Source organism: Flavobacterium sp. 5 (genome assembly GCF_002813295.1).
Taxonomy (GTDB): Bacteria; Bacteroidota; Bacteroidia; order Flavobacteriales; family Flavobacteriaceae; genus Flavobacterium.
This window is the reverse complement of record NZ_PHUE01000001.1, coordinates 4,095,367-4,109,762: the sequence shown is the minus strand read 5'-3', so window position 1 is coordinate 4,109,762 and position 14,396 is coordinate 4,095,367. Positions and strand designations below refer to the sequence as shown.

The 14,396-nt window shown below is 30.2% G+C and carries 14 protein-coding genes and 1 pseudogene; 11 read left to right on the top strand and 4 right to left on the bottom strand.

Annotated features, from left to right (window positions below):
* Positions 1 to 452: 452 nt before the first annotated feature.
* From CLU82_RS17255 to CLU82_RS17240, 4 genes and pseudogenes are all read right to left on the bottom strand, one after another.
* Positions 453 to 1,286 carry an IS982 family transposase gene (locus CLU82_RS17255; RefSeq protein WP_198520270.1) on the bottom strand — a complete coding sequence of 278 codons (834 nt, stop codon included), beginning with the start codon at positions 1,284 to 1,286 and terminating at the stop codon, positions 453 to 455.
* A 183-nt stretch (positions 1,287 to 1,469) separates the two neighbouring features.
* A complete protein-coding gene (locus CLU82_RS17250; RefSeq protein ID WP_198520277.1) occupies positions 1,470 to 2,303 on the bottom strand; it encodes an IS982 family transposase in 834 nt (277 codons plus the stop codon).
* 135 nt (positions 2,304 to 2,438) lie between these two features.
* Positions 2,439 to 2,899, bottom strand: a pseudogene (locus CLU82_RS17245) (JAB domain-containing protein).
* A 362-nt stretch (positions 2,900 to 3,261) separates the two neighbouring features.
* Complete coding sequence (locus tag CLU82_RS17240; RefSeq protein WP_157813381.1) at positions 3,262 to 3,477, bottom strand: hypothetical protein; 216 nt, start codon at positions 3,475 to 3,477, stop codon at positions 3,262 to 3,264.
* 632 nt (positions 3,478 to 4,109) lie between these two features.
* Between CLU82_RS17240 and CLU82_RS17235 the strand changes: the two genes are divergently transcribed.
* The 11 genes from CLU82_RS17235 to CLU82_RS17185 all read left to right on the top strand — a co-directional run bounded on the left by CLU82_RS17235 (position 4,110) and on the right by CLU82_RS17185 (position 14,393).
* The gene (locus CLU82_RS17235) at positions 4,110 to 6,881 is read left to right on the top strand and encodes a T9SS sorting signal type C domain-containing protein (RefSeq protein ID WP_157813380.1); all 2,772 of its coding nucleotides are present in this window, start codon (positions 4,110 to 4,112) and stop codon (positions 6,879 to 6,881) included.
* A 167-nt stretch (positions 6,882 to 7,048) separates the two neighbouring features.
* The gene (locus CLU82_RS17230; protein ID WP_100844259.1) at positions 7,049 to 7,213 is read left to right on the top strand and encodes a DUF4372 domain-containing protein; all 165 of its coding nucleotides are present in this window, start codon (positions 7,049 to 7,051) and stop codon (positions 7,211 to 7,213) included.
* Positions 7,213 to 7,470, top strand: a complete 258-nt coding sequence (locus CLU82_RS17225; RefSeq protein ID WP_100844258.1) for a hypothetical protein — start codon at positions 7,213 to 7,215, stop codon at positions 7,468 to 7,470. Before CLU82_RS17230 ends, CLU82_RS17225 begins: the two co-directional genes overlap by 1 nt.
* Positions 7,471 to 8,034: 564 nt before the next feature.
* Positions 8,035 to 8,865, top strand: a complete 831-nt coding sequence (locus CLU82_RS17220; protein ID WP_157813379.1) for a toxin-antitoxin system YwqK family antitoxin — start codon at positions 8,035 to 8,037, stop codon at positions 8,863 to 8,865.
* Entirely contained in the window at positions 8,865 to 10,076 is a 1,212-nt protein-coding gene (locus CLU82_RS17215; RefSeq protein WP_100844256.1) for a hypothetical protein, read from the top strand. The genes CLU82_RS17220 and CLU82_RS17215 overlap by 1 nt, the downstream gene beginning before the upstream one ends.
* Positions 10,051 to 10,398: a hypothetical protein gene (locus tag CLU82_RS17210; protein WP_100844255.1), complete on the top strand. Its 348-nt coding sequence runs from the start codon at positions 10,051 to 10,053 to the stop codon at positions 10,396 to 10,398. The genes CLU82_RS17215 and CLU82_RS17210 overlap by 26 nt, the downstream gene beginning before the upstream one ends.
* Positions 10,376 to 10,876, top strand: a complete 501-nt coding sequence (locus CLU82_RS17205) for a type II secretion system protein J (protein WP_100844254.1) — start codon at positions 10,376 to 10,378, stop codon at positions 10,874 to 10,876. Before CLU82_RS17210 ends, CLU82_RS17205 begins: the two co-directional genes overlap by 23 nt.
* Positions 10,876 to 11,997: a type II secretion system F family protein gene (locus CLU82_RS17200; protein ID WP_100844253.1), complete on the top strand. Its 1,122-nt coding sequence runs from the start codon at positions 10,876 to 10,878 to the stop codon at positions 11,995 to 11,997. The genes CLU82_RS17205 and CLU82_RS17200 overlap by 1 nt, the downstream gene beginning before the upstream one ends.
* A 71-nt stretch (positions 11,998 to 12,068) precedes the next feature.
* On the top strand, positions 12,069 to 12,503 hold the full coding sequence (locus tag CLU82_RS17195; protein WP_100844252.1) for a type IV pilin protein: 435 nt from the start codon (positions 12,069 to 12,071) through the stop codon (positions 12,501 to 12,503).
* Between the two features lies 1 nt (position 12,504).
* Complete coding sequence (locus tag CLU82_RS17190) at positions 12,505 to 12,987, top strand: hypothetical protein (RefSeq protein WP_100844251.1); 483 nt, start codon at positions 12,505 to 12,507, stop codon at positions 12,985 to 12,987.
* Positions 12,987 to 14,393 (top strand): GspE/PulE family protein, encoded by a 1,407-nt coding sequence (locus tag CLU82_RS17185; protein WP_100844250.1) that lies wholly within the window; start codon positions 12,987 to 12,989, stop codon positions 14,391 to 14,393. The genes CLU82_RS17190 and CLU82_RS17185 overlap by 1 nt, the downstream gene beginning before the upstream one ends.
* Positions 14,394 to 14,396: the final 3 nt, after the last annotated feature.

Here is a 14,396-nt window from a genome sequence, read left to right as displayed (position 1 = left end):
TATTGAAAAACATCAAAGAAAGAACCAAAAGCATTAAATGGAGTATTTAAAATTACTTTTGAAATAGAAAATGGGACTATTATTGACGTTTTTTTTAATTCAATTTTAGCGAACAAAATGCAATACTTAAAAAATTAAATTTTGGATTTTGAAGGAGTTTGTGTTCCTATTTAAGGATTATTAATTAAAATCATTTAGTGCAAAAAAATATACAATTTGAATTGTAATATACCTAAATTAAGGCATAGGGATTTGAAAAGATACTATCTCATAACGTGTGTAAGAAAAAAAGATATTAGGGTTTTATCTTTGTTTTTTTACTCATGTATTACTCATATTCAGGGATAGCAATTCAGATTGTGTTACAAAAGAGAGTTAATGTGCAGTTGTAAAATAAAATTTGTAACTGTCTTTTTGATAAAATAATAATAATAATAACCCGTTGGGTGCAATTAAATTATTTGATTTTTAATATTATTTATTGGTCTGTCAAATATAAATTTATTGACATATTGTATTAATGTTAATGATGCTATTTTTGCCAATATTCTAGTTTTAAATCCTTCAAAAGTTTTTGCATAATTTCTTCTGATTAAAAATTGGTCGCATAATTGAGAAAATAATGTTTCGATTCTTTTTCTTGATTTTCTAAAAATATACGGTTGTGGTTTATAATTTTTTTGATTAATTCGTTTTGGTGTTTCCAATTTGATATTTACTGTTTGAAATAAATCCAATTGAATCGTTTCTGACAGATATCCTCTATCCCCAAGAATCACACAATCAGACATTTGTTGTTTTATGTTTTTTAAAAAATTTACATCATGAACTTCTGCTTTTGTAATATCTAATGAATGAAAAACTCCAGTAATTGAACAAACTCCATGAAGTTTATAACCATAAAACCAGCTGTTTTGAGAAGCACAAAATCCTTTTGTAGGTGCAGTTTCAAATTCATTTTTACAGATTTTGATTCGGTTATGACGAGAAAATTTACAGATTTCTAATGGCATGCTATCCACAATAAAATAATCTTCAAAATCAAGAAAATAAGATGCTAGTTTAATTCTAATTTCTTCAGAAAATAAAAACAATTTCCTCCTTCTTTTATTGAATTGACTTCGTTCTATTAGATTTGGAATTTCATTAGAATTTAGCTGTTTGAAAAGTGAATTTTCGCTGTCAATTGACATAAATTCAGCGGTTAAACTCAATGCAACAACTTCTAAATCAGACATTTTATCTTTTCTTCCGATACCTGATTTGAATTCTAATTCACAATTCAACGAACTTATAACTTCTAAAACTCTTAGATAATTTTTTACTATATTTGACATAGATATTGTATTGTTTAGCGACATCAAGATACTGAATTTCAGTATCTTGAACAATATCTAATCCCTATTTTTTACTTCAAATAATTACACCCAACGGGTTAATAATAATAATAATAAACCCGTTGGGTGCAATTAAATTATTTGATTTTTAATATTATTTATTGGTCTGTCAAATATAAATTTATTGACATATTGTATTAATGTTAATGATGCTATTTTTGCCAATATTCTAGTTTTAAATCCTTCAAAAGTTTTTGCATAATTTCTTCTGATTAAAAATTGGTCGCATAATTGAGAAAATAATGTTTCGATTCTTTTTCTTGATTTTCTAAAAATATACGGTTGTGGTTTATAATTTTTTTGATTAATTCGTTTTGGTGTTTCCAATTTGATATTTACTGTTTGAAATAAATCCAATTGAATCGTTTCTGACAGATATCCTCTATCCCCAAGAATCACACAATCAGACATTTGTTGTTTTATGTTTTTTAAAAAATTTACATCATGAACTTCTGCTTTTGTAATATCTAATGAATGAAAAACTCCAGTAATTGAACAAACTCCATGAAGTTTATAACCATAAAACCAGCTGTTTTGAGAAGCACAAAATTCTTTTGTAGGTGCAGTTTCAAATTCATTTTTACAGATTTTGATTCGGTTATGACGAGAAAATTTACAGATTTCTAATGGCATGCTATCCACAATAAAATAATCTTCAAAATCAAGAAAATAAGATGCTAGTTTAATTCTAATTTCTTCAGAAAATAAAAACAATTTCCTCCTTCTTTTATTGAATTGACTTCGTTCTATTAGATTTGGAATTTCATTAGAATTTAGCTGTTTGAAAAGTGAATTTTCACTGTCAATTGACATAAATTCAGCGGTTAAACTCAATGCAACAACTTCTAAATCAGACATTTTATCTTTTCTTCCGATACCTGATTTGAATTCTAATTCACAATTCAACGAACTTATAACTTCTAAAACTCTTAGATAATTTTTTACTATATTTGACATAGATATTGTATTGTTTAGCGACATCAAGATACTGAATTTCAGTATCTTGAACAATATCTAATCCCTATTTTTTACTTCAAATAATTACACCCAACGGGTTAATAATAATAATAATGAGGCTAAATTACCCCCATCATCTGCAAAAGAGTAGTAACCATCAAAGGTAATAATGAGATGGTCCAAAAGTTGAATATCTAGAAGTTTACTTGCTGCTTTAACTTTTTCGGTAATTTGTTTATCAGCTTCGGAAGCAATTAGTTTACTAGAGGGATGATTGTGAATCATGATAATTGCAGAGGCGTTGGCTTTCAGCGCTGCTGCAAATATGGGTCTAATGTCTACAACTGTCCCAGTGATACCACTTGATGAAACTTCGCATTCACCAAGGACTTTGTTGCTATTATTTAAGAGTAGAATCTTCAATTCTTCGAAGAGTTGATGGTATTTGGGTTCCAAATTTGGAGTGCTATTTCATAAGCGGATTTTGAAGATGTAATTTGTGGACCCTCAGACGCTTTTACTTTAGTTTTGTAGCTTAGCTCTATTTCAGATACTGTTAGTCAATTTTGGTTTTTTGCATGTTTTTCCATGATTTCTATACTTTAAGATTAATAATAGAACTGGCACGGGAATAGGGGAGCGAGCGCAAAAAGCAACGCAATAAATGGAGGTGAAACCGAGTATTTATGGAGGATTTTTTGTCAGCGAACCGAGTCCGATTACCGAACTTTGTTTAGTATTATTCGGGAAAGATTCTTCTGTGGAATGTGTTTTTAAGCTCCAGTGCCTTTTATAAATGAAGCCCCAATGTAGGCTGTGCGAATGTCTCTGACTTCGCACCCGCAACGATAAGTCACAAACATAATCAAAACAAAAAGCAACTCCTAACTGGGTTGCTTTTGTTATTTTAGAAAATCCTAAAAGCCTGTTTTACCTTAGTGTCACGAACAAAGGCATCAATAATAGAATTGATTTTATCATTTTCAGAATCGGGTAATTTTTGCACTTCCTGCATACAGTAAAGCATATCATTATCTATTGCCGTATCCCCAGCTCTTCGAAGAGTTCTAATGAATAAATAAATTTGACGTGTGTGCTGTGAGAATGTCTCTTGACTTCGCACCCGCAACGATTAGACACAGAGAATTAAACAAAAAACTCCTAACCAAGTTACTTTTGTTGTTTTACAAAGGAGCAAAAGTTACCCTATTTAAGCACTATTTATAAAGTTTTCAGGGGTATGGCATGCTCTTGGATTATGACCATCCTCTTTATTCAATGCGCTATCTAATATCGTATCAACTATACCAGTTGAGCTACAACTACACAGTACTATGCTGTTTGATTTTTTTCAGAACATTTAAAAAACAACAGAGATATTTATAATCGATTTATTTTTAGCGGTTTATCGTATTTAAAATGCATAATGCATAAATTTCCCCTATAATATTTCATTTGTATTTTTTTTAATAGTATTTTTAACAAAATTTAAAAATTAAAATATAAGTTTTTAACCACTTTTTTATATTCAAATAAATTCAACCAAATTATTCTTTAGAATGCTAATTAAAAAAACATGAAACAAAAAATACTAAATGTAATTTTCAATTTATTCGAAAAAAAAAAAAATCTAAGAGAATTTCCTCTAATGAAAACTTAACAAACTCTGAAAAAACAAGTTCTAATAGGTATGTTAAATTAATTTCATTCATACTTTTTTTATTAATCGGATCCGTTTCGGTAAAAGCACAAGCGGTGCTTAGTTTTGTTCCTCCCACAACTATTTGCAGTGGGCAAACCGCAACGATGCGAGTTACTATCGGTGGTGGTACTTCTCCTTATAAAATAACATATACAGCTGGAGGTATTACTGTTAACAGAACTAATTATCTCAGTGGGTCTTCTATTGTAGTTGCTCCAGGTTCCACAACTACTTATGCTTTAGCAGCTGTAGTAGATGCCAAAAATGTATCAATTCCAGTTTCTGGAACTGCAACAATAGAAGTAAAACCAAAACCAGCAACACCCTTTATTGCGGCAAGTGACAAAACGATTTTCTGTGCGGGTGAAAGTGTTACTTTGACTTCCAGCCAAGGTCCAGTTGGATCAACTTATAAATGGACACCAGGAAATGCAGCAACACAAGAAATAACAGCAACAACATCAGGCAGCTACACGGTACAGATAACTTCTAATGGATGTACAAGTAATAATTCTATAGCTAAAGTAGTTACTACAAATCCAAAATCGGCTGCTCCTACTATAGAAACGGTGACTCAGCCTACATGCTCCCAAAATAAGGGAAGTATAGCATTAAATAATTTACCAGCTACAGGTACATGGATTATAAATCCTGGGGCTATTTTAGGATCAGGATCTACTACCACAATATCTGGATTAAATCCTGGAAATTATAGCTTTACTCTAACTAATGAAAATGGGTGTGCATCCACATCCTCACCAGATGTGACTATTATCACTCCTACTTCTTTACTTATTGGTCCAATATTAAACAATGCCGCTGTAAGCTGTAATCAAACATCTTATCTTCTAAGTTGGGATTCAATTGAAAACGCTGCTGGGTATAAATTAGATGTTGCAACAGATGGTAATTTTACATCATTCTTATCTGATTATGAAAATAAAGAATTAAGTAATACAACTTCCCTAAACATTATAGGAATGGTTCCTGACATAACTTACTATATACGATTGAGGGCTTTTGACGGATGTGGTGTTAGCCAATATTCAAATATAATTACAGCTTTAATTCCTTCAATTTCAACCCCAATTGTGAGTTTGATTACGCAACCAATTTGTCCAGAATCTACAGGCAGCGCAACTCTAGAAAACTTACCTTCCATTGGAAATTGGACAATTAATCCTGGAAATATTATTGGAACAGGTACAAGTACTACAATATCTGGACTAACTGCTGGCACATATCAGTTTACAGTAACGAATGATAATGGATGTGTTTCCATACCTTCTGAAAATATTATTATCAATTCACAGCTTTTAGTACCTTCGATCCCTGTTTTAAATTCACAGACAATTGGATGCCAATCTTCATTTATTCAGACTTGGCAGGCATCAGAAAACGCTGCTGGTTATAAATTAGATATAGCAACAGATGCTGATTTCACCACTTTTTTGACAGGTTATCAAAATAAAGATTTGGGCAATGTAACAGCAGACACCGTTACAGGAATGGTTTCAAATATAAATTACTATATTCGATTAAGAGCCTATAACGAATGTGCTATAACCCAAAATTCAAATATAATCACAGCTTTAATTCCTTCAATTTCAACCCCAATTGTGAGTTTGATTACGCAACCAATTTGTCCAGAATCTACAGGCAGCGCAACTCTAGAAAACTTACCTTCCATTGGAAATTGGACAATTAATCCTGGAAATATTATTGGAACAGGAACAAGTACTACAATATCTGGACTAACTGCTGGCACATATCAATTTACAGTAACGAATGATAATGGATGTTTTTCGGTACCTTCTGAAGATATTATCATCAATTCACCCTTAACCCCTTCAATTCCTGTTTTAAATTTACAGACAATTGGGTGCCAATCTTACTTTATTCAGACTTGGCAGCCATCAGAAAACGCTGCTGGTTATAGATTAGATATAGCAACAGACCCTAATTTTACCACTTTTTTGACAGGTTATCAAAATAAAGAATTGGGTAATGTAACAGCAGAGACCGTTACAGGAGTACTTTGTGGCGGTACTTATTATGTACGAATAAAATCATTAAACAACTGTGGGACTAGTTTGTATTCGAACACCATAATTGTTAAAATAGGAACCACAGGCATTGAAAGAAATAGAATTTGGTTAAATTTACAGAGCGATGCTGGAGGTAGACAAATGTTGTTAGGTTATGTCACAGGAGCAACTAATGAATATGATAAATTATATGATGCCACAACAACTACTATAAATACAGATTTATACAGTATTAATAATGGACGGAATTACAACATTCAGGGACGTGCGGTACCATTTGATATAGCTGATGTAGTTCCATTAGGATACAGAGCCATTACCGGAGGAACATTTACCATCAGGATCTATCAAGTTGATGGTATTTTTGTTAATCAAGCTGTTTATTTGGAAGATAAAGTAACTAATACTGTTCATAATTTAAAAAATGGCCTCTATAGTTTTACCACAGCAATTGGAACATTTCAAGATCGCTTTGTGCTCCGTTACACCAATTCTTCTATCAGTGGAAAAAAAGGAAACACATCTAAAGATATTAATGCAGAAACAAAAAGTGATTTGATTATAGCAACAAATGCAAATCAAATAAATATAAAATCGACTAATGAAGTATTAAAAAAAGTAGCTATTTATAATATAAATGGGCAATTAATGTACGAAAACAATAGTATAGATATGAATAGCTTATTTATTGACAAAATTAAGGCTCAAAACCAAATTTTGATTGTAAAAGTCACTTTGGAAAACGGTAAAATAAGTACTTATAAAATAATATTATAACTTTTTTCATTAGCCATTCATATTGAAGTGATCTTAAAAACATTATTTTAAAACTACAGCCCAAACGTCTATGATATAGTACGTGTTGCGCATGCGATTTGATCGCGCGGTTTTGTAAACATAAGTGTTGGAAACCTTAAAAATAACTTTTTTTGGAATGAAAAACGATGAACGTTTCAGATGTTTTAAATTACATTCCTAAAGCTGAATTAGAAAAATTATCATTAGAATACAAAGTTGACTATCACGTAAAGAAACTAGATGGACAAACTATGTTTCAATTATTACTATTTTCAATGCTTAACGCGCAAGACAAAATAGCTTGCGAGTAATGGAAGAATTTTATCATTCATTAGCGTTTAAAAGTATTGCAAACACAAGCTTTGGAGACGTAAAATACAATTCAATAAGAGAGCGATTAGTTACTATTAATCCAGATTATTTTGAAGCAATATTTAATAGTTATTTTGCTCAATTTCAGGATAACTATTTAAAGAAAAAGCATAATATCATTTCTTTTGATTCCACCATAACTGTTTATAAAAAGGAAAACAAACAATCTAAAAGGATACTAAATCCCAAAACTTAAGTTTGTCAACGAATTAGAAGTATTAATAATCAAAGATATTGTAGAAAAGTGTGGAGGAAATCCAGATAAGATTGATGACATTCTAAAACCTAAATAAGGTTTCGAACACTTATGTTTTGTAAACCGTACCCGTCAAAGACGAACAAAAAAAACATAATTAACACCAACTGTTGCTCGTTTGTCCAAGTTCTCTGGTAATTATTAGAAAGAATACTTTGATAAATCAGTATACAAAATCTAGCGTTTGCTATGTTTTAAACAAATAAAGCCACTTCTATTACGGGGTGGCTTTTGTTGTTATTGTTTAATAAATTCTGATGACTATGTATATGTAATGCTGGAGATAATTGAAAAACACTGCTAACTTCTACCTGTTTAGCTATCGCAAGCTGTTACTTCTTACGCTCCAGAGTTCACTGGTCAGCATATCACCTATAAACTAATGGGCTTTTTTTTTGCAAAATCGTTATTTAATAAATAATTAGTAGTACCAAAGGTACAAAATATTTTGTAAGATAATAAAAAAAAACTACCTTGCCAATGATTATAAATAAAAAAAAACCTTTGAAAAAAATTATTTTGCCACGCTTTATCATGTTCTTTTTAGCCTTTATTTTAATCTCTTTTACAGATCCTTATGCCATAAAAAGAATTTCTGACAAAGATTTCAGATATGAATTTTACACTACAAATAAAAAAATAAATACGAAAGAAAACAAAACCTATTATTGGTTCAAAGGAGGATTAATTCATAGTTCTCAGGCAGGAATGACTGGTGAATTACTTCATGACAAGTTTACCAAAATGTATCATAGCAATCAACTGGCGGAGCAAGGCATTTTTAAAAACGGTCTTAAAGTGGGCATATGGAAAACTTGGCATCCTAACGGCATTTTGTCTTCTAAACAAATCTGGAAAAGTGGTTTGCGCTCAGGAAAATATTTCAGATATGATGAAAGTGGCATGTTAGTAGAAAATGGAAAATTCAGTTCGGATCTCAAAACTGGAAAATGGACTAATACTGAAACTAAAGAAATTACTACATATAGAAAAGGTATCATAGTAAAGAAAAAACCAAATTATTCAAAATCTGAGGAATATTTACTAAAACAAGAAGGCATTAAATTAGAGAAAAACGAATTAAACCAAAAAGAATTAGAAATAACTTCTGATGCACTTAAGCTTGCCAGTTACAAGGCCAAAGCAAAAGAAGAAAAAGAAATCGCTAGAGAAAAAGCTAAAAAGGAAAAAGAAACAGAAGATTTAGCAAAAAAAGCAGCAAGAGAAAAACTAAAAGAAACTAAGAAACAATCCAAAAATGAACCCAAAAAAGTCTCAAAAATAAAGACTTTCTTCAAAAACCTTTTTAAGAAAAAAAGCAAAATGGCTAAGTAATGGTAAAGGCTCACAGTTTGTTATATGCCATTTATATTTGTCTAATTGTATCTATCATTTGTGGAGCACTGTTATATTTTTCTAATCTATACAATCAGCTAAACATCTATTACAACTTACAAGAAGAACTTTATATTCAAAATCAATCGGTTGTCAATTTTGCTTTAGGCAATAAAACAATTCCAACTGAAATAGAAAAAGATGAAAATTCAGGTATTGAAAGCAGCTACGAAACAAAACCTTACGGGCTTTTAACTTTGGTTTTAGCCAAATCATATATTGCAAACGACACAGTAGCTTCAGTACATTTTGTTGGTTCACATACTGCCGACAAAAATGCTATTTATCTTTCTAATTTATCAAAATCTCTTTTTTATTCTGGAAAAGTAAAACTTATAGGTAACAATCAGCTGCCAAGTACTTTTATCGAAGCATCATATATCAACAACAGTACAAATCAGCTTCTTACAGAAGGCAAAAACAGTCTTTCGGAATCTCAATTACCAATAATTAACGCTGCTTTTCAAAAAATTTTCAAAGGAATATCATCTGAAAGAATCAAATTATCTGATGCAGAAAGACCAATGGATTCTTTGTATTATAATTCTTTTTTTAATCAAACCAAAGAGATAAAAGTAAAACCGAATTTGGGCAATTTTATTTTCAAAGGCAATTTTATTTTACGATCTGAAGATTCAATCCGAGTTAAAAAAAATACAGTCCTTGAAGATATCATTTTAATAGCACCAAAAATAACTTTTGAAGAAGGTTTTACAGGAACTGTACAAGCATTTGCTACAAAATGTATTGAACTCGAAGAAAAAGTAACGCTAAATTATCCTTCTGTCATTTGTGTCTATAATGACACACCCGAGGTAAGCAAAATAAAAATTAAGAAAGAATCACAAATAACTGGAGCTATTGTTTTGTTTGGAAGTTCAATAGAAATGGCTGACAAAAACACTATTGAAATGGACGAGGATGGTTTACTCTTTGGTGATTTGTATTGTACTGGAAAATTGATGCTCAAAAGCAATGTTTATGGTTCCGTTTACACCAATCGTTTTTTTCTAAAAACAAATTCATCTTCCTATGATAATATGATTAGTGATATTGAAATAAATACAAATAAGCGTCCTAGTTATTTTATTTCAATTCCATTGTTTAATACTCAAAAAACAACTTATGGTGTTATCAAAAAAGTATTATAATCTATCGGCCAATTCTATATTAGAATCGGTAATTGCTTTAACGATTATTACAATATGCCTGTATTTTGCCGTATTAATTTTTGCTACAGTATATACTCCAAAAACATCCGCCAAGTTTTACAGTACTCAAAACAAAGTAAATGAACTCTTTTATTTAAAAGAATTACAAAGCGATTCATTAGATAACGAAAGTGAAAGTGAGAATCTTCTGTTTGAAGAAGAATACATTAATGATGATTTGAAAAAGATTTCAATAGATTACAAAGACAGCGCACAATTTAAGTTTAAAAAAAGTTTCTATGTTCAAAATAAGGCACAATAGCTCTATATCAGTTCCTGCATTTTCTATTATAGAAGCTGTTGTAGGAATGGCAATAACCGCTATTATTATGGGGATATTGTTTGTTATTTTTGCGATTATTACGGGACGGATGTTAGATTTTAAAAGTCAAAATCAATTGGTTAATGATTTAAATCGGTTAACCTACAGCATAAACAAAGATATTTTCGAAAAAGAAAAAATGACCGTATCAGAAAATGAAATCTATTTTAATGGCTATACAGGAGAAAAAGTTTCTTATCAGTTTTCCGAAGATTATATTTTAAGAAATAGTGAAAATTTTATTGATACATTCCGAATCAAGTTAAACAAAATGGTGATAGACACGGTCAAAAGTAAATCGGAACAATTTGTTTTTCAAAAGATAAAATTAAATATAGAATCGAACGAAAATGAATTGGATTTACGATTTTACAAAAGAGTATATCCAAATGAATTATTACAAACCATAAAGAAATAATGAGTCTTGATTTAAGTACATACAAAACACCAAAGCCTGAGAAAAAAGATTTCAAAATTGAAACTGGCTCTTTTCAATTGGCAAAAAAGCTTTCTGATAAAAAAAAGGAAATTTTTTACAGAGAGTTAGGCATGCTTTTAAAATCTGGTGTTGATTTTAAAAAAGCGTTAGAAATCCTGAGTAATCAATCCAGTAATAAATTTGAGAAAGAAATTATTCTTCAAATCAAAGAAAAAGTAGTTGAAGGTAGAAGTATATATGAATCGATGCGGGAAAGTAATCAATTTTCGGCTTATGAGTATTACAGCATTCAAATTGGTGAAGAAACAAGGAAATTAGAAGAAGTATTGGGAGAATTACAAAAGTATTTCAATCGAAAAATTCAGATGAAAAGGCAAATTATTTCGGTAATGACCTACCCTACTATCGTCATGTTAGTCACAATATTGGTTCTTTATTTTATGCTGAACAAAGTAGTTCCTATGTTTAGCTCAGTCTTTAAACAATTTGGAAGTGAATTACCAAAGAGTACACAAATCATTTTAAAAATATCAAATCATTCGGGAATATTGTTTTCTGTTGTAATTGGATTTATAGTTGGCTTGCTAGTAATTCATGCCTTATTAAAAGAAAAAGAAAGTTATCGCGCATTTACAACTCAAATGGTTTTAAAAATACCGTATTTCGGAAACCTGATTCGCAAAATTTATATTTCCCGTTTTTGTCAAGCGATGAATTTATTAATAACATCAAAAACCACACTTATCAATTCATTGTCTCTAACGGCCAAAATGATAAGCTTTTACCCAATTGAAGTTGCTATTTATCAAATAAAAGAAGATATTACAAGAGGAGCTTCATTAAATGAAAGTTTAAAAAAACACAATGTGTTTGAAAATAAAATGGTTTCTATGGTTGAAGTGGCCGAGCAAGTAAATCAACTTGAAACCATGTTTGAAAGATTAACAGAACAATATAACGAAGAAATAAGTCATCAAACCAAAATGATTGGTGTCATTTTAGAACCTATGATTATTATTGTAATAGGCGCAATTGTGGGGGTAATAATGGTTTCCATGTATGCCCCAATGTTTGATTTGAGTAAAATTATAAATAAATAGGAATCATTTAATACAATGTGTATTTTTGCAGCGTTAAATTAACGCTTTTTAATAAATAAAATAAGATAAATATGTTAGCTAAGATTGAAAAATACTTGCAAAAAAGTAAAAAAGCTACAGTTAAAGCCTATTCTTTAACAGAAATTTTAATAGTACTATGTATCATAGGAATATTACTATTAATGGTGTTACCTAATCAAACTTCAGTGATTGGGCAAGCAAAAGCTATCGAAGCACAAGCCATGTTAAATCAAGTTTATGGTCTAGAAAAAAGTTATTTTTACAGACATTCTAAATACTCAAATAATTTGGAAGAGATTGGTTTTGAGCAAGAAAAAACAGTTGATGAAGGTGGACAAGCCGTTTATAAAATTGAAATTCTTGAAGCTTCAAATGATTCCTTTTCTGCTAGAGCAACAGCAACATCTGATTTAGATAGTGATGGAAGTTTCAATACTTGGGAAATTGACAGCAAAAAATTATTAACAGAAGTAACTAAGGAATAAGTTGAAGATAGCCCAAGTAGTTTTATCACTTTGTTTAGTAATTGTTTTTATACAAGATTGGAAATACAGGAAAATACACATTGCTTTACCTGTTGTTGTTTTTGCTGTATCCTACTTTTTGATTCCAATTAAAAAATATGATCTATTAGAAATTGTAATTTTTAATACTACTTTCTTTTTAATTACACTAAGCATCTTAACAATCTACATGAGTTTAAAATCGAAAAAGTTTCTGAATCCTTTCCTGCATTATTTTGGATTGGGTGACTTACTATTTTATATTGCTATTACTCCTTTATTTTTACTTCAAAATTATGTTTTATTTTTTATTCTATCGTTACTTTTTGCGATTTGCTTGCAATTTGGACTAAAAAAATTCATTAAAGAAGAAACTGTTCCCTTAGCTGGATTTTCAGCCTTATTTTTATTCATTATACTATTGAAAGACAACTTTATGCTTTTTCAAAAAATCACTTTATTATAATGCATCAAGATATCATAATTCCTTCTGAACTTCAACATACTGTCACTAATGACCTGGCTAATCAATATCGAATATTGCCTAAGCTAATGTTTGAAAACACCTTAGAACTATATGTTGATGATTCTAATAACAGCGAAGATACTAAAGATGAATTAGAACTTTTTTTAGGAAAAAATATTATTTTTCATCCAACAAATGCAATAGAAATTGAAAAAGCATTGTCTATTTATTATCGAAAAGAAAGAGCTACAAGCTCAAATAAATCATTAAATGTAGACAAAGGTGATTTTCTTGAAAATTTATTAAGCGAAGCAAAATCATTAAAATGCAGTGATATTCATTTTGAAGTTTATGAAGACTCTTCACGAATCCGATTTAGGATAGATGGTCAATTACTTGAACGATATAAAATAGAACGAGATAATTATCTTGAATTAGTCAATAAGGTAAAAATCAAAGCCAAATTAAATATTACAGAAAAAAGACTTCCGCAAGACGGAAGAATAACGAACCAATCTTTTGATATAAGAGTTTCCATTCTGCCTACTTTATTTGGAGAAAAAATTGTAATGCGTTTATTAGGTCAGGATGCATCCAATATAGATCTAAACACTTTAGGGCTTCAAAAAGAAGAACTGGAGAGTTATTTAGAAGCAGTAAAAAAACCCAACGGAATAATACTAATCAGCGGACCTACTGGTTCTGGAAAAACTACTACACTATACGCAACTTTAAGATTGTTAAATGACAACCGAAGAAATATTGTAACAGTTGAAGATCCAATTGAATATACTTTAAAGGGAATTAACCAAGTACAACTAAAGGAAGATATTGGACTTACTTTTTCATCGGCTCTAAAATCTTTTTTACGTCAAGATCCTGATGTTATTATGCTTGGGGAAATTCGTGATTCTGAAACGGCTTTAATGGCAATTAGAGCATCATTAACAGGACACCTGGTATTATCAACTATACATACTAATTCGGCAATTGGAACTATTTCGAGATTAATTGATATGGGAGTTCCCTCCTATTTAATTGCTGAGACTTTAAATGTATCTGTAGCACAACGACTGGTAAGAAAGCTATGTAATAATTGCAAAAAAGAAACCATGTGCAATCCTAAAGACTTTCCTTTAAATTTTAAATTTCCATATGAAATCTCCACTTATTTTAAACCAGTTGGATGCAATAAATGTTTTCATACTGGATATAAAGGCAGAACTGCAATCTACGAAATCATAAATATTGACAATGTAATTGCTGAAGCAATTAAAAATAATACTATCACAAAACTATATAATAATGATAAAAACTATAAATCACTGCCCGAAAAAGCATTTGAGATTTTAGCCCTAGGAGAAACTTCTCTGGAGGAAATATATTCAATTTTAATAAACATATAAATA